Source organism: Streptomyces sp. NPDC088350, from assembly GCF_044753545.1.
Taxonomy (GTDB): domain Bacteria; phylum Actinomycetota; class Actinomycetes; order Streptomycetales; family Streptomycetaceae; genus Streptomyces.
In genome coordinates this window covers 105663-130043 of the sequence record NZ_JBIVNL010000015.1, presented here as the reverse complement: position 1 = coordinate 130043, position 24381 = coordinate 105663, and the positions used below count along the sequence as shown (strand labels likewise).

Annotated in this window: 22 protein-coding genes and 1 pseudogene; 8 read left to right on the top strand and 15 right to left on the bottom strand. The window is 71.0% G+C overall.

All coding sequences use genetic code 11. The features are described from left to right. The first annotated feature begins 9 nt into the window (after positions 1 to 9). On the top strand, positions 10 to 471 hold the full coding sequence (locus tag ACIQBL_RS40800; protein ID WP_401951939.1) for a MaoC family dehydratase: 462 nt from the start codon (positions 10 to 12) through the stop codon (positions 469 to 471). Positions 472 to 496: 25 nt separating this feature from the next. Here ACIQBL_RS40800 and ACIQBL_RS40795 read toward each other — a convergent pair whose 3' ends face one another. From ACIQBL_RS40795 to ACIQBL_RS40785, 3 genes are all read right to left on the bottom strand, one after another. Continuing rightward, positions 497 to 1120 carry a TetR/AcrR family transcriptional regulator gene (locus ACIQBL_RS40795; protein ID WP_401951936.1) on the bottom strand — a complete coding sequence of 208 codons (624 nt, stop codon included), beginning with the start codon at positions 1118 to 1120 and terminating at the stop codon, positions 497 to 499. A gap of 94 nt (positions 1121 to 1214) precedes the next feature. After that, the gene (locus tag ACIQBL_RS40790) at positions 1215 to 1460 is read right to left on the bottom strand and encodes a YiaA/YiaB family inner membrane protein (protein WP_401951934.1); all 246 of its coding nucleotides are present in this window, start codon (positions 1458 to 1460) and stop codon (positions 1215 to 1217) included. Positions 1461 to 1521: 61 nt separating this feature from the next. Then, complete coding sequence (locus tag ACIQBL_RS40785) at positions 1522 to 2709, bottom strand: acyl-CoA dehydrogenase family protein (RefSeq protein WP_401951931.1); 1188 nt, start codon at positions 2707 to 2709, stop codon at positions 1522 to 1524. A gap of 94 nt (positions 2710 to 2803) precedes the next feature. On the opposite strand from ACIQBL_RS40785, the gene ACIQBL_RS40780 reads away from it, so the two are divergent. Continuing rightward, positions 2804 to 3445 (top strand): TetR/AcrR family transcriptional regulator, encoded by a 642-nt coding sequence (locus tag ACIQBL_RS40780; RefSeq protein ID WP_401951928.1) that lies wholly within the window; start codon positions 2804 to 2806, stop codon positions 3443 to 3445. A 245-nt stretch (positions 3446 to 3690) separates the two neighbouring features. Next, the gene (locus ACIQBL_RS40775) at positions 3691 to 4650 is read left to right on the top strand and encodes a DMT family transporter (protein ID WP_401951926.1); all 960 of its coding nucleotides are present in this window, start codon (positions 3691 to 3693) and stop codon (positions 4648 to 4650) included. Positions 4651 to 4660: 10 nt separating this feature from the next. On the opposite strand, the gene ACIQBL_RS40770 is transcribed toward ACIQBL_RS40775, so the two are convergent. The 9 genes from ACIQBL_RS40770 to ACIQBL_RS40730 form a co-directional block, all read right to left on the bottom strand. Further along, positions 4661 to 5743, bottom strand: coding sequence for a Zn-dependent alcohol dehydrogenase (locus tag ACIQBL_RS40770; protein ID WP_401951923.1), 1083 nt, complete (start codon positions 5741 to 5743; stop codon positions 4661 to 4663). A 20-nt stretch (positions 5744 to 5763) separates the two neighbouring features. Further along, positions 5764 to 7152, bottom strand: coding sequence for an aldehyde dehydrogenase family protein (locus tag ACIQBL_RS40765; protein ID WP_401951920.1), 1389 nt, complete (start codon positions 7150 to 7152; stop codon positions 5764 to 5766). A gap of 146 nt (positions 7153 to 7298) precedes the next feature. After that, on the bottom strand, positions 7299 to 7769 hold the full coding sequence (locus tag ACIQBL_RS40760; RefSeq protein WP_401951918.1) for a DUF3574 domain-containing protein: 471 nt from the start codon (positions 7767 to 7769) through the stop codon (positions 7299 to 7301). Positions 7770 to 7789: 20 nt separating this feature from the next. Next, entirely contained in the window at positions 7790 to 9124 is a 1335-nt protein-coding gene (locus ACIQBL_RS40755; protein WP_401951915.1) for an ABC transporter ATP-binding protein, read from the bottom strand. 156 nt (positions 9125 to 9280) lie between these two features. Next, positions 9281 to 10507, bottom strand: a complete 1227-nt coding sequence (locus tag ACIQBL_RS40750; RefSeq protein ID WP_401951912.1) for an MFS transporter — start codon at positions 10505 to 10507, stop codon at positions 9281 to 9283. A gap of 23 nt (positions 10508 to 10530) precedes the next feature. Then, a complete protein-coding gene (locus ACIQBL_RS40745; RefSeq protein WP_401951909.1) occupies positions 10531 to 11961 on the bottom strand; it encodes a CitMHS family transporter in 1431 nt (476 codons plus the stop codon). 86 nt (positions 11962 to 12047) lie between these two features. Then, complete coding sequence (locus ACIQBL_RS40740) at positions 12048 to 14288, bottom strand: molybdopterin oxidoreductase family protein (protein ID WP_401951907.1); 2241 nt, start codon at positions 14286 to 14288, stop codon at positions 12048 to 12050. Between the two features lie 119 nt (positions 14289 to 14407). Then, positions 14408 to 15025: a TetR family transcriptional regulator gene (locus ACIQBL_RS40735; RefSeq protein ID WP_401951904.1), complete on the bottom strand. Its 618-nt coding sequence runs from the start codon at positions 15023 to 15025 to the stop codon at positions 14408 to 14410. Positions 15026 to 15089: 64 nt separating this feature from the next. Further along, positions 15090 to 15653: a hypothetical protein gene (locus ACIQBL_RS40730; RefSeq protein WP_401951902.1), complete on the bottom strand. Its 564-nt coding sequence runs from the start codon at positions 15651 to 15653 to the stop codon at positions 15090 to 15092. 175 nt (positions 15654 to 15828) lie between these two features. Here ACIQBL_RS40730 and hmgA point away from each other — a divergent pair, with 175 nt between their 5' ends. The 4 genes and pseudogenes from hmgA to ACIQBL_RS40710 form a co-directional block, all read left to right on the top strand. After that, positions 15829 to 17169, top strand: coding sequence for a homogentisate 1,2-dioxygenase (gene hmgA / locus ACIQBL_RS40725; protein WP_401951899.1), 1341 nt, complete (start codon positions 15829 to 15831; stop codon positions 17167 to 17169). 60 nt (positions 17170 to 17229) lie between these two features. Next, positions 17230 to 17982 carry a GntR family transcriptional regulator gene (locus ACIQBL_RS40720; RefSeq protein ID WP_401951897.1) on the top strand — a complete coding sequence of 251 codons (753 nt, stop codon included), beginning with the start codon at positions 17230 to 17232 and terminating at the stop codon, positions 17980 to 17982. A 12-nt stretch (positions 17983 to 17994) separates the two neighbouring features. Further along, on the top strand, positions 17995 to 19164 hold the full coding sequence (locus ACIQBL_RS40715) for a type ISP restriction/modification enzyme (protein WP_401951895.1): 1170 nt from the start codon (positions 17995 to 17997) through the stop codon (positions 19162 to 19164). Positions 19165 to 19291: 127 nt separating this feature from the next. Then, positions 19292 to 20369 (top strand): annotated as a pseudogene (locus tag ACIQBL_RS40710) (CaiB/BaiF CoA transferase family protein); the annotation flags it as partial. Between the two features lie 42 nt (positions 20370 to 20411). On the opposite strand, the gene ACIQBL_RS40705 reads toward ACIQBL_RS40710, so the two are convergent. The 3 genes from ACIQBL_RS40705 to ACIQBL_RS40695 all read right to left on the bottom strand — a co-directional run bounded on the left by ACIQBL_RS40705 (position 20412) and on the right by ACIQBL_RS40695 (position 22180). Beyond that, positions 20412 to 20678: a hypothetical protein gene (locus ACIQBL_RS40705; RefSeq protein ID WP_043681390.1), complete on the bottom strand. Its 267-nt coding sequence runs from the start codon at positions 20676 to 20678 to the stop codon at positions 20412 to 20414. 126 nt (positions 20679 to 20804) lie between these two features. After that, positions 20805 to 21641: an anti-sigma factor domain-containing protein gene (locus ACIQBL_RS40700; protein ID WP_401951893.1), complete on the bottom strand. Its 837-nt coding sequence runs from the start codon at positions 21639 to 21641 to the stop codon at positions 20805 to 20807. After that, positions 21638 to 22180, bottom strand: a complete 543-nt coding sequence (locus ACIQBL_RS40695; protein ID WP_401952196.1) for a sigma-70 family RNA polymerase sigma factor — start codon at positions 22178 to 22180, stop codon at positions 21638 to 21640. Before ACIQBL_RS40695 ends, ACIQBL_RS40700 begins: the two co-directional genes overlap by 4 nt. A gap of 250 nt (positions 22181 to 22430) precedes the next feature. Here ACIQBL_RS40695 and ACIQBL_RS40690 point away from each other — a divergent pair, with 250 nt between their 5' ends. Then, the gene (locus tag ACIQBL_RS40690; RefSeq protein ID WP_401951890.1) at positions 22431 to 23975 is read left to right on the top strand and encodes a DUF4331 domain-containing protein; all 1545 of its coding nucleotides are present in this window, start codon (positions 22431 to 22433) and stop codon (positions 23973 to 23975) included. Positions 23976 to 24381: the final 406 nt, after the last annotated feature.

Here is a 24381-nt window from a genome sequence, read left to right as displayed (position 1 = left end):
GGCCGGGACATGGCAGAGCCGAGGATCTTCACCTCCGTCGACGACCTGCGGGCGGCGGTCGGCGAGCAGTTGGGGTACACCGACTGGCTGGCGATCGACCAGAAGCGGATCGATCTGTTCGCGGACGCGACGGGCGACCACCAGTGGATCCACGTGGACCCCGAGAAGGCGGCGGCGGGCCCCTTCAGGACGACCATCGCGCACGGCTATCTCACCCTGTCGCTGCTCCCGCTCTTCGGACCGCAGCTGATCAAGGTCGAGGGCGTGAAGATGGGCGTCAACTACGGGACGAACAAGGTGCGTTTCCCCGCCCCGGTCCCGGTCGACTCCCGGCTGCGCGCCACCGCGACGATCACCGGCGTCGACGACGTACCGGGCGGCGTCCAGGTGAGCGTCGCGTTCACCGTGGAGCGCGAGGGCGGCGACAAGCCGGTGTGCGTGGCCGAGTCGGTGTCGCGCTACTACCTCTGAGCGGCCGACCCCCGCGCCACGGCGGCTACTTGGACCCCACCATCCGCAGCACGAGGTCGGCGTACAGCGCGCCGACCTCGTCGGGCGTCCGGGGTCCGTCGAGGCTGAACCAGCGGGCCACGTCGATGCACAGGGACAGGATCGCGAGGGTCGTGCCCTTCACGTCCGGCACGTCGAAGGAGCCGTCCGCCACCCCGTCCTCGACGATCCCGCGCACCTCGGCGTCGACCTGCCGGCGCAGGGCGAGGATCTCGGCGCGGGCGTCCGGGCCGAGCGAGTCGAGTTCGTACTGCACGACCCGTGCGGTCGTACGGCCGCCCGCGTGCCAGCGTACGAAGGAGTTGACGGCGTCGGCGAGCCGCTCGGCGGCGCTGCCCTCGCGCCCCGCCGCCGTGCGCAGGATGTCGAGGGCCTTCTCGTGGCCGATCCTGCTGATGCGGTGGAGCAGCTCTTCCTTGGTCTTGTAGTGGATGTAGAGCGCGGCCGGGCTCATCCCGGCACGGCCCGCGATGTCCCGGGTGGTCGTCGCGTGGTAGCCGCGCTCGGCGAAGGCCTCCACGGCGGCGATCAGCAGCCGCCGGGCCGCGTCGGGCGTGACCTCGCCCCAGGCCTGCGGGTCGCCCGCGGTGGTCTCCTCCGCCGTACTCATCGCTCGTGAACCCCTCTTCGATGACCCTTGATGACTCTCGATGACAAGGGCACCACCATACCGCCGAACCTGAGCGAGCGCTTAGTCTCCCCGCTCAGAGCTTTTCGAACGGGTTGTAGGGCGAGCGCGCCGCCTCCTGCCGGTCGCGGATCACCTTGGCGAGGGTGAAGGAGGAGGTGACCAGGTACAGGACGGCGATCGCGAGGAAGGCCCGTACCCAGGCGTCGGCGTGCAGCTTGAAGATGCCGATGGCGGTCGCCGCGATGGCGACGGAGAAGGACGCGACGGCCTGGCCGTAGAAGGCGGCCGTGTTCTGCGGTTTGCCCGATGCTTCGCTCATGGGGACAAGCGTCCGCTTCTCCGGCCGCCACCACATCCGTCGGCGTACTCAGTCGAGGTACTCAGAAAGCCGAAATCCCCGTCAGCGCACGCCCGATGAGCAGTTTCTGGATCTGGCTGGTGCCCTCGTAGAGGGTCATCACGCGGGCGTCGCGCAGCAGCTTCCCGGCCGGGTACTCGTCGATGTAGCCGTAGCCGCCGAAGACCTGGAGGGCGTTGTTGGCGGCGCGCACGGCGGCCTCCGAGGCGAAGAGCTTGGCCTTGGAGGACTCGGTGGCGAAGGGCAGACCCCGGTCGACGAGGTCGGCGACCCGCCAGGTCAGCAGCCGGGCCGCGTCCACGTCCACGGCGATGTCGCTGATGAGTTCCTGGACGAGCTGGTGGTGGGCGATGGGCTTGCCGAACTGCTCGCGCTCACCGGCGTAGCGCACGGCCACGTCGAGCGCGGCCTGGGCGATGCCGACGCAGCCCGCAGCGACCGACATCCGCCCCTTGGCCAGTGCCGACATGGCGACCGAGAAGCCCTTGCCCTCGGGGGCGAGCATCGCCGACGCCGGGACGCGCACGTCCTCCAGGACCAGTTCGGCGGTGGCCTGGCCGCGCAGGCCGAGCTTGCCGTGAATGGTGCGGCGGGTCAGGCCGGGGGTGTCGGTGGGGACGAGGAAGGCGGAGACGCCCTTGTGTCCCGGGGCGTCGGTCGAGCGCGCGAAGAGCAGCACTACATCGGCCCACGTGCCGTTCGTGATGAACATCTTGGTGCCGTTGACGACGTAGTCTCCCCCACTCTCGGCTCCGCTCGAGCGGGAGGTGCCCCCATCGTCGCGGACCGCGCGGGTGGTGAGGTTGCCCGCGTCGGAACCGGTGCCGGGCTCGGTGAGGCCGAAGCAGCCGACATACTCGCCGGAGGTGAGCCCCGGCAGCCAGCGCCGCTTCTGCTCCTCGCTCCCCCAGCCGGCGATCGACTTCGCGACCAGCCCGAGCGACACGGAGACGATGCCGCGCACGGAGGAGTCGCCGCGTCCGAGTTCCTCGGTGACCAGGCAGTACGCGAGGTGGTCGCCGCCCGAGCCGCCGTACTCCTCGTCGATCGTCAGCCCCAGGAAACCGACCCCGCCGAGCTTCTTCACGATCGACCGGTCGACCTCCTCGGCGCGGTCCCAGGCGATGACGTGCGGGGCGATCTCGCGGTCCACGAAGTCCTTGGCGAGCCGCCGTACGGCCTCCTGCTCCTCGCTGAGCTCCAGGTTCATGACACGTCACCCCAAGTCGAAGGCCGTATAGAGAAAGGCCGCGTCTTTAAATTAGCACTGCTAGTTTCAGTCGCGCAGCCCTACTATGTGCGCCATGGCCCGACCGCGCAAGCCCCTCCTCAGCACCGACCGGATCGTCGAGACGGCCCGCGTGCTGGTGGACGCGGAGGGCCTGGCCGCCGTCTCCACGCGCCGGCTCGCCGCCGAGCTGGGGGTGAGCGGGCCCTCGCTCTACAACCACTTCCGCACGAAGGACCAGATCCTGGAGGCGGTCGCGGACTCGGTGAGCGCGCAGGTCGACCTGTCGATGTTCGAGGACGGACGTGACTGGCGGACCGCGCTGCACGACTGGGCCGTCTCCTATCGCAGCGCCCTGCGCGACCATCCGAACATCGTGCCGGTCCTCGCCACGGGGCCAGGGCGGCGGCCGGCGGGGTTGCGGCTCGCGGACGCGGTCTACGGCGCGATGGTCGACGCGGGGTGGCCGGCGGCGCAGGCCACGTCGATCGGGGCGTTGATGCGGTACTTCATCATGGGGTCGGCGCTGGGGTCGTTCGCTCGGGGGTTCGTGGACGACGCGAGTGCGTACGACCCCGCCGACTATCCGCATCTCGGGCAGGCGCATCTTCTGGCCGAGCAGCAGGAGAAGGTGGACGAGCGGGCTTTTGAGGTGGGGTTGGCCGCGTTGCTGGACGGGTTGGCGGGGCAGTTCTCGGAGATGCGGCGCGGCGGGTAGGTTCTGACCTTTTCCGGGTGCGGGTGCGTTGTGGCTGGTCGCGCCCACGCGGCGGAGCCGCACATCGATACAGCCCCGCGCCCCTTCGGAGCGCGTCCGCGTGCGCCCTTTAGGGGCGCGGGGAACTGCGCGACCAGCCACAACGCACCCGCACTCGGCATACGACAGACGCCCCACCCCCTACCCCGACCATCGCGTCCGATTTCCGCCAGCGGTGCAGCCCTGGCGCCGCCTAGCCTCGACCCATGACGAAATCCCTCCTCCGCCCCGAACGGGCAGCCGCCGCAGCCGCCGTCGTCACCGTCGTGCTGTGGGCCTCCGCGTTCGTGTCCATCCGAAGCGCGGGGGCCGCGTACTCGCCGGGCGCCTTGGCGTTGGGGCGGCTGGCGAGCGGGGCGCTGACGCTGGGGATGATCTGTCTCGTCCGGCGGGAAGGGCTGCCGCCCCGGTCCGCGTGGCGGGGCATCGCGATCTCGGGCGCGCTCTGGTTCGGCTTCTACATGGTCGCCCTGAACTGGGCCGAGCAACAGGTGGACGCCGGTACGGCCGCGCTGGTCGTGAACATCGGGCCCCTCCTCATCGCGCTGCTCGGGGCGCGACTCCTCGGTGACGCGATGCCGCCGCGACTGGTGGCGGGGATGGCGGTGTCGTTCGCCGGTGCGGTGACCGTGGGGCTGTCGATGTCGGGCGGGGGCGGTTCGTCCGTGCTCGGTGTGGTGCTGTGCCTGCTCGCGGCGGTCGCGTACGCCGGCGGGGTCGTCGCCCAGAAGCCGGCCCTCAGTCGTGCCGGCGCACTCCAGGTGACGACGTTCGGGTGTCTCATCGGGGCGGTGCTGTGCCTGCCGTTCGCGGGGCAGCTGGTCCAGGACGCGGCCGACGCGCCCGTCTCCGCCACGCTCAACATGGTGTATTTGGGCGTCTTTCCGACCGCCCTCGCCTTCACGACATGGGCGTACGCCCTCGCCCGTACGACCGCCAGCAGGATGGGCGCGACCACGTACGCGGTGCCCGCGCTGGTCGTCCTGATGGCGTGGCTGTTGCTCGGCGAGGTACCGGGGCTGCTCACGCTGGCGGGCGGGGTGCTGTGTCTGGCGGGTGTGGCGGTGTCCCGGTCCCGGCCGCGCGCTAAGGCGGAGGCGGAGGCTAAGGCGGAGGCGAATCAGACTCCGGTCGCCACTGACCCGGAGCCCGAACAGGTGCCGTAGACAAGGCGGTTCAGAACACCACCAGTGCCCGTCCCCCCTTCCCCGCCACCATGTTCTCGAACGCCGCCGGGATCCCGTCCAGCGCGATCCGTTCCGTCACCAGCGCGCCCAGGTCCAGGCGTCCGGCGCGGACGTGTTCGGCGAGCACCGGGAGATCCTTCGCCGGGTCGGAGTTGCCGTAGACGCAGCCGCTCAACGTCCGTCCCCAGTGGAAGAGTTCGAGGGCGTTGAAGGTGACCTGCTGGTCCTTGCCGCCGATTCCGACGACCGTGGTGCGGCCACCCCGGCGGGTGGACTCCCAGGCGGTGCGGATGGTGACCGCCCGGCCGACGCACTCCACGGCGACGTCGACGCCCTGTTTTCCGGTGCGGGCGCGGATCTCCCGGGCCGTGTTCTCGGAGGACACGACGTAGTCCGTCGCCCCGGCCGCGCGGGCCAACTCCTCCTTCTCCGGGGAGACATCGACGGCGACGATCTTCGTGGCGCCCGCGATCCGGGCCGCCTGGAGTGTGGCCAGACCTACTCCGCCGACGCCGAAGACAGCGACCGTCTCGCCCTCCCGTACCCGCGCCGAGTGGTGCACGGCGCCGTAGCCGGTGAGGACCGCGCAGCCGAGGAGGGCCGCGTCGGTGAGGGGGATGCCCCCAGGGAGGGGGAGGACGCAGGCTGCGGATACGACCGTCTCCTCGGCGAACGCGGCGACGTTCAGGCCGGGGTGGAGGTCGCTGCCGTCGCAGGCGCGGTGGGCGTAGACGTCGGCGGCGCCGTTGAGGGCGTTGGCGCAGAGCCAGACCTCGCCGAGCGCGCAGGCGTGGCAAGTGCCGCAGGACGGGGCCCAGTTGAGGACGACCGGGGCTCCGGGTGAGACATGTGTGACGCCCTCCCCCACGGCCACGACCGTGCCCGCGCCCTCGTGGCCCAGGACCGCCGGTACCGGCACGCGCATCGTGCCGTTGGTGAGGGACAGGTCGGAGTGGCAGACCCCGGCCGCCGCGAGGCGGACGCGGACCTGGCCGGGGCCGGGGTCCGGGAGGTCGATCTCGGTGATCTCCAGTGGAGCGCCCACGGCGGGCAGTACGGCGGCGCGAACCATGTGAGGCCTCCTCAACGGGTCTAGAACTGAAGGGACTTGGTCTGGAGGTACTCGGACAGGCCGTGCGCACCGAGTTCCCGGCCCACGCCCGACTGCTTGTAACCCCCGAACGGGGCACGGGGGTTGAAGCGCCCGCCGTTGATGTCCACCTGCCCGGTCTCCAACCTCCGTGCGAACGCGACCGCTTCCGCCTCGTCACCGGCCCACACCGCACCCGCGAGGCCGTAGACCGTGCCGTTGGCGATGCGCACGGCGTCGTCCTCGTCGTCGTAGCGGAGGAGGGAGAGGACCGGGCCGAAGATCTCCTCCTGGGCGATCGTCATGTCGGGGGTCACGTCGGCGAAGACGGTCGGGGCGATGAAGTAGCCCTGCGGGGAAGGGGATTCGGGGCCGCCGGCCACCAGGCGCGCGCCCTCCGCCACGCCCTTCTCGATGTAACTCCGCACCCTGGCCCGCTGCTTGGCGTTGACGACCGGGCCGATGCGGTCGCCGTACTTGGCGGCGGCCGTCGCGGCGAGTGCGACCGCCTCGTCGTACTGGTCGCGGTGGACCAGCATGCGGGTCCAGGCGCTGCATGTCTGGCCGGAGTTGGACATCACGTTGGCGACGCCGACGTTCACGGCCTTGGCGAGGTCGGCGCTCGGCAGGATGACGTTGGCGGACTTGCCGCCGAGTTCGAGAGCGACCTTCTTGACGGCGGCACCGGCTGTCGCGCCGATCTGTCGGCCCACCGCCGTGGAGCCGGTGAAGGAGACCAGGTCGACGCCTGGGTGCTCGGCGAGGGCCTGGCCCGCGATCGGGCCGAGGCCGGTGACGAGGTTGAAGACGCCGGCCGGGATGCCCGCCTCGTCGACCGCCTCCGCGAACAACTGGGCGGTGAGCGGGGTGTCTTCGGCGGGCTTGAGCACCACCGTGCAGCCTGCCGCGAGGGCGGGGGCGACCTTGGCGACGATCTGGTGGAGAGGGTAGTTCCAGGGGGTGATCGCGCCGACCACGCCGATGGGCTCCTGGTAGACCGTCGAGTTGCCGACCTTCTCCTCGAAGGCGTGGGTCGCGGCGAGTTCGGCGTAGGAGCCCGCGACCGCGATCGGTACGCCGGCGTGGACGGCCTGCGAGAAGGTGAGCGGGGAGCCGAGTTCGGCGGTGACCGTCTCGGCGATCTCGTCCTTGCGGGAGACGAGGACGTCCCTCAACGCCCCCAGGCGCGCGGCGCGTTCGGCGGGCGGGGTCGCGGCCCAGCCCGGGAGGGCGGCACGGGCGGCCCGTACGGCGGTGTCGACGTCGGCGGCGGTACCGGCCGGGACCCGGTCGATCACCTGCTCGTCGACCGGGTTCACCACGTCGATGGTCTCCCCGCTCGCGGCGGGGCGCCAGGCGCCGTCGATGTACATGCCGTCGTGTGCCTTCATCGTGCTGCCTCCCGGGCGTGACTACGTCGTCCGCCTCACAAACTAGCGATGTTAGTTTTCCGGCGCCAGGGACCGGGGGCCGCGGACCCATGGGCACCTCGGGTCACGGAGCCACGGGTACCCCGGGTCACGGACGCCCGGTCGGCTCAGAAATCGGCCCGGGTCCGGTCGTCCACCCGGCCCACCGACTCCTGCGCGAAGGCCTTCTCGTAGGCCCGCCGGATCTCCTCGATCTTCCGGTCGCTCGCACCCGCCGCCGTCACCGGATACAGCAGGATCAGCTCGTACGACCGCTCCTTCTCGATCCTCCCGTTCGCGTCCCGCCACTGCCCGCGCCCGCTCTGCACGGTGAGCCCGTCCGGGAAGTCCGGCGTGACCTCCTTGTCGACGAAGGCCATGAACTGCCGGTCGGTGACGGCCGGTCCGCCGTCGGGCCGCTCGGTGCCGAAGAACAACTGCGTCTCGACGTACGGCGTTCCGCGCGTCGGCGCGGGAGCGGAGGCCGGGACGGGGGCGGTTTCCGTGCCGAAGCCGGCGTAGGCGGTGGGGGCCGCGGCGGTCAGGAGGAGGCCGGCGATCGCGAAGGCCGCCCTGTTTCGGGTGAAGTGCACGTTCATGCACCTATCCGTACCGGTCGTCACTCGTCCAGGTCGGGCAGCCGCGCCGGAGCCGGCGAGATCCGTTCGCCGTGCTGGTCGAAGACGAACAGGTGGGCGATGTCGACGAGGAGCGGTACGTGCATGCCGTGCCGGAGTTCGATGTCGGGGGTGGTGCGGACGACGAGGTCGCCGGGGAGGCGGCCCTCGGGCGGTACGGGGTCGGGTTCCGCGTCCGCCGGGTCCGCCAGGACGACCACGGGTCCGGCGCGCAGTACGCCCGCACGTTCCCGCAGCCGGTCGATGACACCGCCCTCGCGCCGGCGGCGCCGGGCCGGGCGGGTGGGGCGCGGGGCCTCCAACTCCGGTACGACGGCGGGCCGGGAGCCGGTGTCGAAGTGGACGAGGACCTCGTGGCCCTGGAACTCCACGTGCTCCACCAGGCCGCTGATCGCCACCTCGCCGGGGCGGGCGGCGGCGGGCTTGGCGATGCGGACGGCCTCGGAGCGCAGGCCGACGATGACCTCGCGGCCCTGCTGGACGCGGAGCAACTGGTGGTCCAGGCACAGGGGTTCGGGCAGCCGGAGGTACTGCTTGCCGAGGCTGATGGTCATCGCGCCGTCCAACGGGGCCCGGACCAGGCCGCGCAGGAGGTTGATGCGCGGGGTGCCGATGAACGCGGCGACGAAGACGTTGCGGGGCAGGGCGTACACCGAGCGCGGGGTGCCGAGTTGCTGGAGGACTCCGCCGCGCAGGACGGCGACCCGGTCGCCCAGCGACATGGCCTCGGCCTGGTCGTGGGTCACGTAGACGGTGGTGACGCCCAACTTGCGGGTGAGGGAGGAGATTTCGGCGCGCAGGTGGTTGCGGAGTTTTGCGTCGAGGTTGGAGAGGGGTTCGTCCATCAGGAAGGCCGAGGGGTGGCGGGCGATGGCGCGGCCCATGGCGACGCGCTGGCGTTCGCCGCCGGAGAGCTGGCTGGGGAAGCGTTCCAGGAGGTCCTCGATGCCCAGCATGCGGGCGGTGGCGTCCACGCGGGGGCGCGGGTCCTCGCCGGGGGTCTCGATGCGCAGCGGGAAGCCGATGTTGTCGCGGCTGGTCATGCTCGGGTAGAGGGCGAAGTTCTGGAACACCATCGCCATGTCCCGTTCGGAGGGGGCGAGTTCGTTGGAGTACTCGCCGTCGAGTCTCAACTCGCCCTCGGTGATCTCCTCCAGGCCCGCGATCATGCGCAGCACCGTCGACTTGCCGCACCCGGACGGCCCGAGCAGGACGAGGAACTCCCCCGGCGCGATGTCCAGCGACAGCCGGTCCACCACGCGGACGCCTCGCGTGTAGGCCTTGCTCACGTCGTGCAGGGAGATGGCGCGTGTCATGACGAGTGCCCCCGGGGGCTCCGCGATCGGATCGCCTCGTACGGGTCGTACGAGCCTTGTGAGTCACGGAAGTTAACGGAATGTGCGCGCCCGGGGGAAGGGACCGGACGGGATCGGGCGTGTCGGTCCGGGTGGTGGGAAAACGGATGATCGCGTTCAGGGTGTGCCGCGCACCGCCGGGGTGTCGGCGGGCCCTGTCCGCTCCCGCTTCCGGGGCGGTTTCGCCGGTGACCGCAGCGCGACCCCCGCCGAGAGCACCAGCAGCGCGCCGAGCATCACGAACGGCGCGGCCACGCCCGCGACTCCGGCGACGAGACCCGCGGCGGCGGGCGCGGCGACCTGGCCGAGGCGGTTGCCGGTGAGGCGCAGGGCGAGGGCGGTGGAGCGGGCGCCGTCGGGGGCGGCCTGCACGACCGTCGTCATGGAGAGCGGCTGGCCCACGCCGAGGCAGAAGCCCAGGACGGCGAGCATCAGGCCGATGGCCCACACCGGCACCGGGAGTGCGATGCCCGCGCACAGAACTCCGGCCAGGAGGCAGGTCGCGGTCAACAGGGCCGCCCTGCCCAGCAGTTGGAGCAGCGGGGTGAGGACCAGGCGGCACGCGATGGTGGCCGTCGCGCGGATGCTCAGCAGCACGCCGATCACGGAGGGCGCGATGCCCCGGTGTTCGCCGACCACCGGGAGGTACGCGGTGAGGATGTCGGTCGCGGACAGTACGGAGAGGCTGATGAAGATGCCCGCGGGTACGCCCCGGGCGCCCAGGATGCTCCGCATGGGCACGCGGTCGCCCTGCTCCGTACGGGACTTGACGGTCGTACCGTCCTCGATGCGCCACAACGACGTGAACGACACGGCGGCGCCCGCGCCCGCGACGAGCAGGGCGAGCGCGCTGGTGCCGGCCATGTCGGAGCCGCCGATCAGGGCGCCCGCGGCGATGGGGCCGATGAGTTGGCCGAGGGAGGCGCCGATGGTGAAGTGGCCGAAGTTGCGGTCCTGTTCGTGCGGGGCGGACTGGCGGGCGACCAGCGACTGGGCGCCGATCACGAAGCAGAGGTGGCCCAGGCCCATCACCCCGCTCCACATCGCCATCGCCCAGAGGGAGTCGGCGAGTCCGCTCAGCGCGCAACCGCCGGAGATCAGGAGCACGCCGACGGGCAGCAGGGGTGCGCAGCGGCCGTGGTCGGTGCGGCGGCCGAGCGGTACGGCGGCGAACAGCGGGAGCAGCGCGTACACGCCCGCGATGACGCCGATCGCCCGCTCGTCGGCGCCGAGCGCGAGCGCCCGGTAGGACACCGCGGGGCGGGCCATCGACACCGCCGCCTGCGCGAAGCCGAAGGCGATGACGAGGCGGAGCAGCCAGCCGCGGTTCCTGCCGGGCGCCATGGTCAAGTCCTTTGCCGTGGAGGTCAGATGATGCCGAACAGGATTCCTGCCCCGAGGACGACGAGCGATGTCAGGGCCGCCCACTTGACCACGAACCTGGTGTGGTCGCCGAACTCGACCTTGGCCATGCCGACCAGGACGTACACGGCGGGCACGAGCGGGCTCGACATGTGCAGCGGCTGGCCGACGAGGGAGGCGCGGGCGATCTCCAGGGACGAGACGCCGTGCGCCTGGCCGGCCTCGGCGAGCACGGGGAGGATGCCGAAGTAGAAGCCGTCGTTCGACATGAAGTACGTGAGCGGGATGCTGAGCACGCCGGTGACGAAGGCCATGTGCGGGCCCATGCCGTCGGGGATGTTGTCGACCAGCCAGGTCGCCATGTGGTCGACCATGCCGGTGCCCTGGAGGACGCCGGTGAAGACGGCGGCGGCGAAGACCATGCCGGAGACGTTGAGGACGTTCTCGGCGTGGGCGCCGAGGCGGGCCTTCTGGTCGGGCATGTGGGGGAAGTTGACAGTCAGGGCGAGGGCCGCGCCGAGCAGGAAGAGGACCGGGATCGGCAGCCACTCCATGATCATGGCGGTGAGCAGGGTGACCGTGAGCAGCGCGTTGAACCAGTAGAGCTTGGGGCGCAGGGTCGCGCGGTTCGGGTCGAGGCCCTGGAAGCCGTCGCCCTCCTCGGACAGTTCGGCGTCCGCGTCCGTGCCGGAGCCCGAACCGCCGGTGGCCTTGGGTCCCTTGCCCGTACCGGCACTCACGAGGACCGTCTCCGGCTCCTCCACGAGCACCTCGTCCAGCGTCAGCACGCCGAGCCGCTTGCGCTCGCGGTGGCCCAGGACGTAGGCGAGGACGAAGACGCCGAGCAGGCCCACGGCGAGGGCCGGGATCATCGGGACGAAGATGTCACTGGCGTTGAGCTTGAGGGCGGTGGCGGCGCGGGCGGTGGGGCCGCCCCAAGGGAGCGTGTTCATCACGCCGTTGGCCATCGCGGCGACACCGGTCATCACGACCAGGCTCATCTTCAGGCGTTTGTACAGCGGGTACATCGCCGAGACCGTGATCATGAAGGTGGTCGAGCCGTCGCCGTCCAGGGAGACGATCGCGGCGAGGACCGCCGTACCGACCACGATGCGCAGGGGGTCGGCCTTGCAGAACTTGAGGATCCCCCGCACGATCGGGTCGAAGAGGCCGACGTCGATCATCACACCGAAGTAGACGATCGCGAACATGAGCATCGCCGCGGTGGGCGCGAGGCTGGTGACGCCGTCGATGACGTAGTCGCCGAGCTTGCCGCCCTTTCCGACGAAGACGCAGAACAGCGCCGGGATCAGGACGAGCGCCGCGATCGGCGACATCTTCTTCAGCATGATCAGGACCAGGAAGGTCGCGATCATGGTGAAGCCGAGGATGGTCAGCATGAGTGGAACACCTAACGTTCGCCTTCGAACTCCCACCAGGAGCGGCAGTGCGATGACGTTAGGTCGCGCAAAGCTGCGTTAACAAGATGTTGACGTGCGAGCAATAAGCGCAAAACTCCAGGTCACAGCGGTGCGCTGAGCGCGGCGACCTCCACGGGCACTCCGTTGAGCACCGCGTTGCCCGACAGCGGGTCGAGCAGACTGCCGTCGAGAAGCTGGTTGACGTTGACGCCCGGGTCGGTGGCCGCGTGGCTGAGCCGGGTGCCGGGGCGGTCGTGGCCCCAGCCGTGCGGGAGGCTCACCACGCCCCGGCGCAGGGCGTCCGTGATCTCGGCGGGGGCGGTCACCTCTCCCCCGGCACCCTTCACCCGGACCTGGGCGCCGTCGGTCACGCCGAGGCGCTCGGCGTCCTCGGGGTGGATGTGCAGGGTGCAGCGGTTGGTGCCGCCGGTGAGGGCGGGCACGTTGTGCATCCAGCTGTTGTTGGACCGCAGATGGCGGCGGCCGACGAGCACGAGTCCGTCGGCGCGGTCGCCCCTCGCCTGCCGGAGCCGGGGCAGATCGTCGACGATCGGCTGCGGCAGCAGCTCGACCTTCCCGCTGCGCGTCTTCAACGGCTGCGGCAGTCGGGAGGTGAGCGGGCCCAGGTCGATGCCGTGCGGATGCGCGAGCAGCTTCTGGAGGCTCAGCCCATCGGGCCGTACGCCGAAGCCGTCGCCGTACGGACCGAGGCGCAGCATCATGTCGAGCCGGCGCTCGGGGCCGGTGTCGCCGGTGAGTTGTGCGGCGATCTCGCGCGGATCGCGGCCGTGGACGGGCGAGTTGGGGTCCTTGACGGCCTTGCCGAGGGTCTGGTCGACGACCATCGTGTCGACGGCGGCCGGGTCGGCGCCGTGCATACCGGTCGCGGCGAGGATCAGCCGGGCGAAGATCTCGGTCTCGGCCATCCGGCCGGGCTCCAGCGGGATCGCGGGGCGCGTGTAGCGGACCTGGTTGCGGACGGCGAGGGTGTTGAACGCGAAGTCGTGGTGCGGGCTTTGGGACGGCGGGGGCGGCGGCAGCACCACGTCGGCGTGGCGCGCGGTCTCGTTGAGGTACGGGTCGACGCTCACCATGAAGTCGAGCGAGTCGAGAGCCTTGTCGAGGCGGGCGCCGTCCGGTGCGGAGAGCACTGGGTTGGCGGCGACGGCGATCAGCGCGCGGATCGGTTCGCCCTCGGCGGTCGCGGTGTCGATCTCCTCGGCGAGCGCGGACAGCGGCAACTCGCCCTTCGCCTCCGGGTATTGGCTCACCCGCGAGTGCCAGCGCCCGAGCGCGAAGCCGTGTCCTGGTCCGGCGGGCCGGGGTGTCCTGTCGGTGGCGGCCTGCGGGAAGAGGGCGCCACCGGGGCGGTCGAGGTTGCCGGTGAGGATGTTGAGGACGTCGACCAGCCAGCTGGCCAGGGTGCCGTGCGGGACGGTGCAGCTGCCGATACGGCCGTAGACGGCGGCAGTTGGCGCGGCGGCCAGTTCGCGGGCGAGGGTGCGGATCTCGTCGGCGGCCACGTCGCACGCTTCCGCCACGGCCTCCGGGGTGAAGTCGCTTACCGCCGCGCGGAGTTCATCGACACCCTGCACATGCGGGGCCAACTCCCCCAGCTCCACGAGGTGTTCGTCGAAGAGGACGTATGTCATCGCCGCGAGCAGCAGGGCGTCGGTGCCGGGGCGGACCGCGATGTGCCGGTCGGCGAGCTTGGCGGTGCGGGTGCGGCGCGGGTCGATGACGGTGAGGGTGCCGCCGCGGGCCTTGAGCGCCTTGAGCTTGCCGGGGAAGTCGGGGGCGGTGCACAGACTCCCGTTGGACTCAAGGGGGTTGGCGCCGATGAGGAGCAGATGGTCGGTGTGGTCGAGGTCCGGTACCGGGATCGCGTTGGCGTCGCCGTAGAGCAGGCCGCTGGAGACGTGCTTGGGCATCTGGTCGACCGTGGACGCGGTGAAGATGCTGCGGGTGCCGAGGGCGCCGAGCAGGACCGTCGGGTAGAGGGCGCCGGCCATCGTGTGGACGTTCGGGTTGCCGAGGACGACGCCAACGGCGTTCGGGCCGTAGCGCTCGACTACGGGGCGCAGGCCCGCCGCGACCGCGTCGAACGCCTCCTCCCAGGTGGCCTCGCGCAGCTCGCCGTCCCGGCGTACGAGGGGGCCGCGCAGCCGGTCGGGGTCGCCGTCGACGGCCCCGAAGGAGGCGCCCTTGGGGCAGATGAACCCCCGGCTGAACACGTCGTCGCGATCACCTCGGGCGCCGGTCACCCGGGTGCCCTCGATGGTGAGCGTCAGCCCGCAGGTGGCTTCGCACAGGGGGCAGATGCGCAGGGCGGTGCGGGACACGGGTCCTCCCGGGGGCGGCGTTGCCTCTTGGCTGCGAGCATACCGAGCGGTATGGGTGGTGGCGAGGGGGGCCGGGGGTGACGTCGGAAACTCGCGGAACGTGGACGCCGGGCCGCCGGTCAGTCCAGCACCCGTGCCAGATACGCCCGCAGCAGCTCCCGGGTCTCCCCGATGACCTTCTCGTCACCCTCCGGAGCCACCCGGAACGCCAGGTGGACGAGGGCGTCGGCGGTCTCCACGGCGATCAGGAAGGTGCGGCGGAGGTCCTCGTCGGGCTCGCGGGCCAGGTAGCCGGAGAGGAGGTCGGTGAGGCGGTCGGCGACGCGGGTGTTGGGTTCCGCGTGGCCCGAGCCGATGGGGATCTGGTTGCCGAAGTCGACGAGGGAGAAGCCGGGCGCGGTGCGCTTCATGGCGAGGTACTCGTCCAGGACGGCGTCCACCGCCGCCCGCCAGCCCTCGGCACCGGTCTCCTTCAGGCGCTCGGCGACCCGCTCCGTGTAGCGCTCCAGATTGCGCTGGGCCAGCGCGTCGGCCATCGCACGCTTGTTCCCGAAGAAGCGGTAGACCGAGCCGATCGGGACGCCCGCGCGCAGGGCCACGGCCCGGGTGCTCAGCGCGTCGTAGCCGACCTCGTCCAGCAGGTCGGCGCAGGCGTCGAGAATCCTGGTCAGCCGTTCGGCGCTGCGCCGCTGCACGGGCGCGCGACGGAGCGATGTCGTGTGGGGCACGGGCTTCATGATGCCTTTCCGCCGCGGTCAGGTGAAGCTCGCACCTCAGTACGGAACTGGGTGCCCGTAGCACTCATTTCGACCCCCGCGCCGGCGCGGAGCCGAGGGCCCTGTGGCCGTCCGGCGTGGCCTGCGCCGACGACGCGGTGATGTCGGCCGTGCTCTCGACCGGTTTGCCGCGCACGGCCCACACGGTGCCGTCGTCGGCGTACAGGCGGGCGGTGACGTGGTGGGTGCCGTGGGGGACGAGGCCGGACGCGAGGTGGTACTCGGGGGCGCGGAGCCGTGCGACGGTGCGGCCGTCCACCATGAGGCGGACCGTGCCGCGGCCCGCGACCGCGACCGGCTTCACGCCGGCGGGCGAGAAGCGGAAGTCGTGGACGGTCAGCGTGACGTCCCAGCTGTCGTCGGCGGCGTCGGGCTCCACCTCGATGCCGATCCCGGGCGCGCCCTTCTTGGCCACCTCGCGGTAGTGCCGGCCCTGCTCGTCGGTGTGGTCGAGCACCTTGCCCACGGGAGACGGCGACACCCCGTCGCCCTTGTGCGCCCCGGCATGCCCGGAGCCGCAGCCCACCGATCCGGCCACCAGCAGGGCACAGACCGCGAACGCGGTGAGGAGTGCGCGCGACCACGACATGCCGGGGAGACTAGAACACCGGTCCGACAGCCGGATCCCCCCTGAGTCTGGTTCTTCCCCTCCGGAGGTCGGATTTTCGTCGTCCCCCGCCGTGCCCTTGCGCCCGCGAAACCGCAATCCTACGGTGATACATAGGAATCAAGTGGTGCGGGAATCGGTTGTCGAGGGAGCAGAGATGAGCGGGGACACACGGAAGACCGCCGAGGGCCTGACCCACCTCACCGGTTTCGGCAACGAGCACAGCTCGGAGGCGGTGCCGGGCGCTCTCCCCGAGGGCCGCAACGCCCCGCAGCGCGCACCGCTCGGCCTCTACGCCGAGCAGCTCAGCGGTACGGCGTTCACCGAGCCGAGGGCGCACAACCGCCGCTCGTGGCTGTACCGCATCCGCCCCTCGGCCGCGCACCCGGCGTTCACCCGCGCCGACAACGGCGGGATCCGTACGGCGCCCTTCACGGAGACGGTGCCCGACCCGAACCGGCTGCGCTGGAACCCGCTGCCCGCACCCGCGCCCGGCACCGACTTCCTGGCCGGCCTGTGGACCCTGGGCGGCAACGGCGACGCGACCCAGCGCACCGGCATGGCCGTGCACCTGTACCACGCCGACTCCTCGATGGACCGGGTCTTCAGTGACGCGGACGGCGAGCTGCTGATCGTCCCGGAGCGCGGCGGACTGCTGCTGCGCACGGAGTTCGGGCTCCTCCATGTGGAGCCGGGACATATGGCGCTGATCCCTCGTGGGGTGCGCTTCCGTGTGGAGCTGCTGGACGCGGCATCCGATGGCGGGCAGAGCCCGACAGCCCGCGGATATGTGTGCGAGAACTATGGGGCGCCCTTCCAGCTCCCCGACCTCGGCCCGATCGGCGCCAACGGACTCGCCAACGCCCGGGACTTCCGCGCGCCGGTCGCCGCCTACGAGGATGTCGAGGGCCCGGTCGAGGTGGTGAACAAGTTCTGCGGCACCCTCTGGACGGCGACCTACGACCACTCGCCCCTCGATGTCGTCGCCTGGCACGGCAACCATGTGCCGTACGCCTATGACCTGCGCCGGTTCAATGTGCTCGGCTCCATCTCCTACGACCATCCCGACCCGTCGATCTTCACCGTGCTGACGTCCCCGTCGGACACCCCGGGCCTGGCCGGTGTGGACTTCGTGGTCTTCGCGCCGCGCTGGCTGGTGGGCGAGGACACGTTCCGGCCGCCGTACTTCCACCGGAACGTGATGAGCGAGTACATGGGCCTGATCGAGGGCGCCTACGACGCGAAGGCCGAGGGCTTCGTGCCCGGGGGCGGCTCGCTGCACAACATGATGTCGGCGCACGGCCCGGACCGTGAGACCTTCGACCGGGCCAGCGCCGCCGAGCTGCGACCGCAGAAGGTCGACGACGGGCTGGCGTTCATGTTCGAGACACGCTGGCCGGTGACGGCAACCGCCCAGGCGGCGACCGCCGAGCACCTCCAGCAGGGCTACGACGACGTCTGGCAGGGCCTGCAGCGCCACTTCCGCCCCTCGCACTGACAGTTCCAGACCGGTTTACGTCCCTTGCACTGATCCCTCCCTACCGGTACGGATGGCCCCGTGACCTCCTTCGCCCCGGACTCGATCGTCCTGAACCGCAAGCTGCCGCTCTGGTACCAGGTGTCGCAGTCGCTGCGCGCCTCGATACTCGGCCGCTCGCCCCTGGACCCGCTGCGGCTGCCCACGGAGGAGCAACTCGCGGGGCACTACGGCGTCAGCGTGCTCACCATGCGGCAGGCGCTGAAGGAACTGGAGGACGAGGGGCTGATCACCCGGCACCGTCGCCGCGGCACGTTCATCGAGCCGGACGTCCGACGGGCCACGCCGGTACGGCTGTTGGGCTCCGTGGACGCCATCGTGGCCCAGCAGTCCGGCATGACGACCGAACTCCTCGACCACGGCAAGGTGTCCGTGCCGCCCGAACTCACCGAGTACTTCCCGGACTTGTCCGAGGTGGCGGCGTACCACCGGCTGCGCGGCGACGAGAAGACCGGCGAGCCGACGAACCACGCCCGCAACCACATCCGCCCCGAACTGGCCGCCCGTCTCGACCCGGACGACCTCATCCGCTGGCCGATGACCAAGGTGCTGCGCGATGTCGTGGGCGCGGACATCAGCCGCATCACCGACACGGTGGAGGCCCGCCTCGCCGACCCGGAGACCGCCCGCCTCCTCCAGGTCCCGCTCCTCAGCCCGATCCTGCACTACACGGGCATCACCTACGACACACAGGGCAGGGTGCTGGACGTGGCCGTCATCCACTACCGGGGGGATCGTTTCTCCTTCTCGGTCACGCTCGACGTCGCGAACTGACGTCGTCGTACGATGCCGAACGTGACGCACGACGACGCTCCGTTGCTCGCGGACCTCATGCCGTGGTCCGTCGCACCGATCCGGCTCGGCCGGGGGTGGCCGACGGCACCCGACGCGGCAACCCTGAAAGCCCGCTGGGACACCCTGGTGAAGGCCGAAGTCCCGGACCGGGAAGCCCTGTTCGAGCCCACCCGCTCACGCACCCTGCACTCGGCGGTGCCCCAGCTCCCGGGCCAGCCCAGCGGCACGGAAAGACTGATCCGGGCCACGGGCCCCTGCCCGGACCCGATCCGTGTCCTGCACGCCCCCTTCGACGAGCAGTGGCTGATCCCCGACCACCGCCTGATCGACGTGGCCCGGCCGGAGTTGTGGCGGGTGGCGGACGAGCACCAGATCTTCGCGGTGGAGACTCCGGGCGTCCCCGGCACCTCCGGCCCGCCCCTGCTCGCGTCCACGGTCCTCCCCCTGCTCCGCCCCGGCCGCGTCCGCCCGCTCTACCGACGCCCCCGCGCCGAGGAACCGAACCTGGCACCGGGCCTGTTGGACCACCTCACCGGCCACCTCGGCCACGCCCCCACCCCGGTCGACGTCCTCGCCTGGACGGTGGCGACGGCCCGCCCCGGCCCGGCCGTACCCCTGACACGGGACCCCGAACTCTGGGCACACGGCGTCGAGTTGGGCCACCGCGTCCTCTGGCTGATGCGCCGCAACGGCGACCGCCCCAAGCTCCCCGGCGGCCGACGCCCGTACGTCCGCGCCCCGTTGCCGCCCCTCCCCCTCACCCTCCACTACGACCGCGACGAGGAGACCCTCCACCTCGACGAGGGCCGCATCTCCCCGGTACCGCCCGAGTCCTGGGACTTCGAGGTGAGCGGAGTGCGCGTACTGGAGCAGTGGTTCACGTCCCGGACATCGGAGACCGCCGAGCCGGGCACGCTGGCGGCGATCCGCCCGGGGACCTGGCAGCAGACGTGGACGTCGGAGCTGTTGGAGCTGATCACGGTGTTGGCACTGCTGGCGGAACTGAGGCCGCAGCAGGAGGAGTTGGAGGTGACGGACCGGATCACGGCGGCGGAACTGCGCAAGGCGGGCGTCCTGCCGGTGCCGGATTCAGCACGCCTCCCCGCATCGGTTCTGGACCACCACGAGGAGGGCCCAGAGGGCCAGTTCGCGCTCATCTGAGACACGTAGGGGGCGCGGGGCTGTATTTGATATGCGGCTCCGCCGCGTGGGCGCGCTCAGCCCCCACGCACCCGCACCCGCACCCGCACCCGCCTACGAACCGTCCCTCCGCGGCGCGAACGCGTCCACCGCGGCCGGCGGTCTGGCCTCGCACTTCGTGTGGTGCAACCGGGGGAAGGAGTCCATCGCCCTGGATCTGAAGGATCCGCGCGGGCTCGACGTCGTACGGCGGCTGGTCGCGGACGCGGACGTGTTCGTGCAGAACCTCGCGCACGGGGCCGCAGCCCGGCTCGGGCTGGACGCCGCGACGCTGTGCGCGGCGCACCCGCGGCTGGTCGCCGTGGACATCTCCGGGTACGGCCCCAGCGGCCCGTACGCCGACAAGCGGGCCTACGACATGCTCGTGCAGTGCGAGGCGGGGCTGGTGTCGGTGACCGGGACGCCGGAGCAGCCGGTGAAGGCGGGGATCCCGGCGGCCGACATCGCGGCGGCCATGTACGCGTTCTCCGGTGTGCTCGCGGCGCTCGTGCGCCGGGGTGCGACCGGGCGCGGTGAGCCGGTGGAGGTGTCGATGCTGGACGCGCCGGCGATGGCCCCCCCCCCCGCTCGAGCGAAGCCGAGAGTGGGGGAGGATGGGGCATCCGCCGCATCACGCGATGCACGGCGGAACTCCCCCGGCGCGCACGGGTCTTGCGCACGCCGTCATCGCGCCCTACGACGCCTATCCCACGGCGGACGGCGAGCGGGTGCTGCTGTCGGTGCAGAACGACCGGGAGTGGCGGCGGCTGGCCGAACAGGTCGTCGGGAAGCCGGAGTTGGGGACCGACCCGGACTTCGCGACGAACGCGGCGCGGGTGGTGAACCGGCAGCGCACGGACGCCCTCGTCGGAGAGGCGCTGGGTGGGCTGGGTGCCGACGAGGCCGTGGCGCTGCTGGAGCGCGCGGGTGTGGCCTGCGCGCGCCTCAGAGACGTACAACAACTGGCGGAGCACCCGCAGTTGGCGGCCCGGGAGCGGTGGCGGGAAGTGGGGTCGCCGGTCGGGCCGTTGCGGGCGCTGCTGCCGCCGATCACCTTGCCGGGCGGGGGCGAGGCGCTGATGGGTGACGTGCCCGCGCTCGGGGAGCACACCGTGGCGCTGCTGCGTGCCGTGGGGATGGCGGACACAGAGATCGCAGCACTGCGCCGGGACGGTGTGGTGTCCTGAGCGCGGGCCCCTGGGAACTCCCCGGGGACGCCGAGGACTTGCTCAGCGCCCGCCGAAGAGCGAACGGCGCAGCCTGCGCAGTGGCGCGAAGAGCTTGACCCGGCTCACTCGCGTACCCGTGGCGCTGCGTTCCTGCGTGCTGTCACGCGACGTCAGCTCGCGCATCAACGAGGTCGCCTCAGCCGTCTCGCGCTGCGGGACGACAGGGCCGCCCAGCACCGAGAGATGGCGGTCGAGACGCGAACTCGTCGCGCTGCTCCCGCACGTGATCGCAGGGACCCTTGCCCTGCTGCGCACTATCTGTTCCATGTCACTCCCCACCCGTACGAGTCCACCCGGCCCGGGCAGGGTAACCCTATCGCCCCAACCGAGCACTCGTGTATCGAGGTCTCAGGATTCACCTTCCCCGTAAGGGCGTTGACGACCCCTCCGTGATTACTCTCCGAATCCAACCGATTTCAGGGCGAGTTGGACAACTGGCTGCGTTGTGGGCTGCGGTGAGCCTCCGTCGGGCTCGACGGTCACTGCGAGTGATGTTGCAGTTTTGTCGAGCCCGGTGGCGACCAAGGGCGTGTCGCCCTTGAAGAGCCCGAGGGAGCGCGGTTGCACATTGGGGCGCATCAGCCACAGTTGATGCACGTGCCCGCTCGACAGCGCGCTGTATCCGCTCAGGGTGACGACCGCGCGCCCCTCCGACGCGGAGGCGACGACCCCGATGTTCCGGCCCTTGGTGTCCGCGCCGGTGGTCGCACGGGCGTCGGGGGCTGCGAGAACGTGTGCGATCTCACGTGCCTGCGCCTGCTCGGCCTTCAGTTTGTCCTGCGTCTGGTTCGCCTGCACGGCGAACAGCGAGGCCACGACGAGCGCGGCGGTGGCCGTCGCGGTGGCGAACGGCACGAAGAACGGCCGCCGTTGGGGTGCGCGGGCGCGCGACGCGGCCGGCTCGGTGCCCCACACATGGGCCGGCAGCCGGGGCGTGTACTCCCGCGACTGTCCCCGCGCCTGGTCCCGCAGCGGCCCGGGTTCCTGCGGAGTGTTCCGTACGGCGGCCAGCACCCGGTCGCGCATCCCGAACGGTGGCTGGGCGGCCTCGGACCAGGCGAGCCGGACCGCGTCCTCCGTCAGGGCGCGCACCTCTTCGGCACAGCGGTCGCAGTTCTTGAGGTGCTTCTCGAACTGGCGGCGCTCGTCGGGTTCGAGGGCGTCGAGGGCGTAGGGGGCGGCGAGCGAGTGGAGATCACCGCGGCCGAACAGTCGGGCGAGGATGCTCATACGGCACCTCCCAGGCAGTCGCGCAGCCGGGTGAGTCCGTCACGCATACGGGTCTTGACCGTGCCCAGCGGCAGCGAGAGCCGCTCCGCCACTTCACGGTACGTATAGCCGTCGTAATAGGCGAGGGTCACGGACTGCCGCTGCAGGGCGGTGAGGCGGTCCAGGCAGCGGCGCACCAACTGGCGTTCCAGGCCTGCCTCGACCTCCTCGGTCACCTGGTCGAAGGCCGGGTTGTGGGAGCGGCGGGCCTCGCGCTGCTCGCGGTCGACGGCCGCGCGGGCGCTGCGCACCCGGTCGACGGCCCGGCGGTGGGCGAGGGTGAGCACCCAGGAGAGAGCGCTGCCGCGACGGGGATCGAAGCGGGCGGCGGACCGCCACAGTTCGAGCAGCACCTCCTGGGACACCTCCTCGGACTGCGCCGGGTCGCGCACCACGCGGCGCACCAGGCCGAACACGGGCCCGGACACCAGTCCGTAGAGCTCCTCGAAGGCCTGCTGGTCCCCTCCGGCGACCTGCACCAGGAGTTCGTCCGCCCCCACCCGTCCCCCTCTCGTCGACCGCACGCGGCCCCTCCTCTTCGACCGCACGCGGTCTGTCACTTCGTATCCCGTCACACGAGGCATTCGCAGCGGGTGCCCCTAAGGATGGGTTACGGATCGGCGGACTTGAAACGCGGGTCACGACCTGGATTGCGGTCCACCAAAAAAACTTTTCGGGTTCGACCAATCCGGCCCGGCACCAGCTCCGAATCCCCGTGCGTCAGGCAAGTTGGCACTGAGGACGGACGGCATGACACCTATCTCCAGGAGCGGTGCGGGACGCAGGAAGCTCGCGTCCCTCATATGTGGCGCGCTTGCCGCCGGGGGGCTCGCAGCCGCCGGCACGGCCGCGCTGGAACCGGGAGTGGCCTCGGCCTCCTCCCACCGGGAAGCCCCCCTCATCTCGGGCACCCCGCAGTACGACAACACGGACCTGTACGCGTTCGTCAGTCCGGACAAGCCCAACACCACGACGATCGTGGCGAACTGGATCCCGTTCGAGGAGCCCGCCGGCGGCCCGAACTTCTACCAGTTCGCGGACGACGCCCAGTACGACCTGCACATCGACAACAACGGTGACGCGCTGGACGACTTCATCTTCCGCTACACCTTCAAGACGCAGATCAAGAACAAGAAGACGTTCCTGTACAACACGGGCCCGGTCACCAGCCTCACCGACCCGGACCTCAACATCACGCAGTCGTACGACGTCGAGCTCATCAAGCTGAAGCACGGCAGGCAGGTCTACAAGACCAAGATCGCCGACGACATCCCGGCGGCGCCCTCGGACGTCGGCGACGCGTCGATGCCGGACTACGCCAAGCTGCGTTCGCAGGCGATCTACAAGACGTCGAACGGCGGCGCGACCTTCGCCGGTCAGGCCGACGACCCGTTCTTCGCCGACCTGCGCGTCTTCGACCTGCTCTACGGCGGCAACCTCACCGAGGTCGGCAACGACACCCTCAAGGGCTACAACGTCAACACGATCGCCCTCCAGGTGCCGAACGACCTGATCCGGCAGTCGAAGAACCACCCGACCGTCGGCATCTACTCGACGACCCAGCGCAAGAACGCCAGGGGCTACTACACGCAGGTCTCGCGCCTGGGCAACCCGCTGGTCAACGAGGTCGTCAACCCGCAGAAGGACAAGGACAAGTTCAACGCGTCCGAGCCCAAGGACGACGCGCAGTTCCTGAAGAACGTGACCGAGCCCGAGATCCCGAAGCTCATCGAGTCGATCTACAAGATCAAGGCGCCGAGCGAGCCGCGCAACGACCTCGTCAGCGTGTTCCTCACGGGCGTGAAGGGCCTCAACACGCTCCAGCCGTACACGAAGCCGTCGGAGATGCTGCGCCTCAACACGTCGATCCCGCCGACCGCGCACCCCAAGCGGCTCGGTGTCCTGGACGGCGACAACGCGGGCTTCCCGAACGGGCGTCGGCTCACCGACGACGTGATCGACGAGGCGCTCCAGGTCATGGAGGGTGAACTCGTCGGTTCCAAGAACGACTTGGGCGACGCGGTCGACAAGAACGACAAGGGCTTCGAGAAGTACTTCCCGTACGTCGCCGAGCCGACCTCGGGTTCGCGCGGCCCGCTCGCCAAGGGCACGACCGGCAGCAGCGACGTCAAGAGCCAGCTGGGCAACGCGTTGCAGCCGGCCGGTTCGTCCACCGGCAGCACCGACAACATGATGCTGATCGTCGCGTCGGCGGCCTCCGGTGTGGCCGGTGTCCTGCTGATCGGCGCGGGCGTCGCGTGGTGGCGCCGCCGGATGAGCTACCGCCCGTACTGACCCCCACCGACTGGCGCGGCCCGCACAGATCCTTCCCCCACGGTGCGGGCCGCGCCACCCCTGCGTGACAACACCTTTCAGCGATACGGCACTTGAACCACCCCAGGCGATGGAGGAACGGCATGGCCCCGCGCGAGAACGACCACGAGACGCCGGCGGCGGCGGAGCGGGAGTGGCAACGGCTTTGGGAGCAGGGGGAGGACTCGGGGGGCGGGCCGGGTACCGAGCCGGGCAGCGGGGCCGACGCGCAGCCGGATGCCGAGCGGGACACTGAATCCGTCGCCGGGGCGACGGGAGAGGCGATCACGGGCGCTGGTGCTGGGCCGACCGGAGCACGGAGCACGGAGTCCGTCGCCGGGCCGACGCAAGAGGCGAACACAAGCACCGTTGTTGAGCCGTCGGTTGA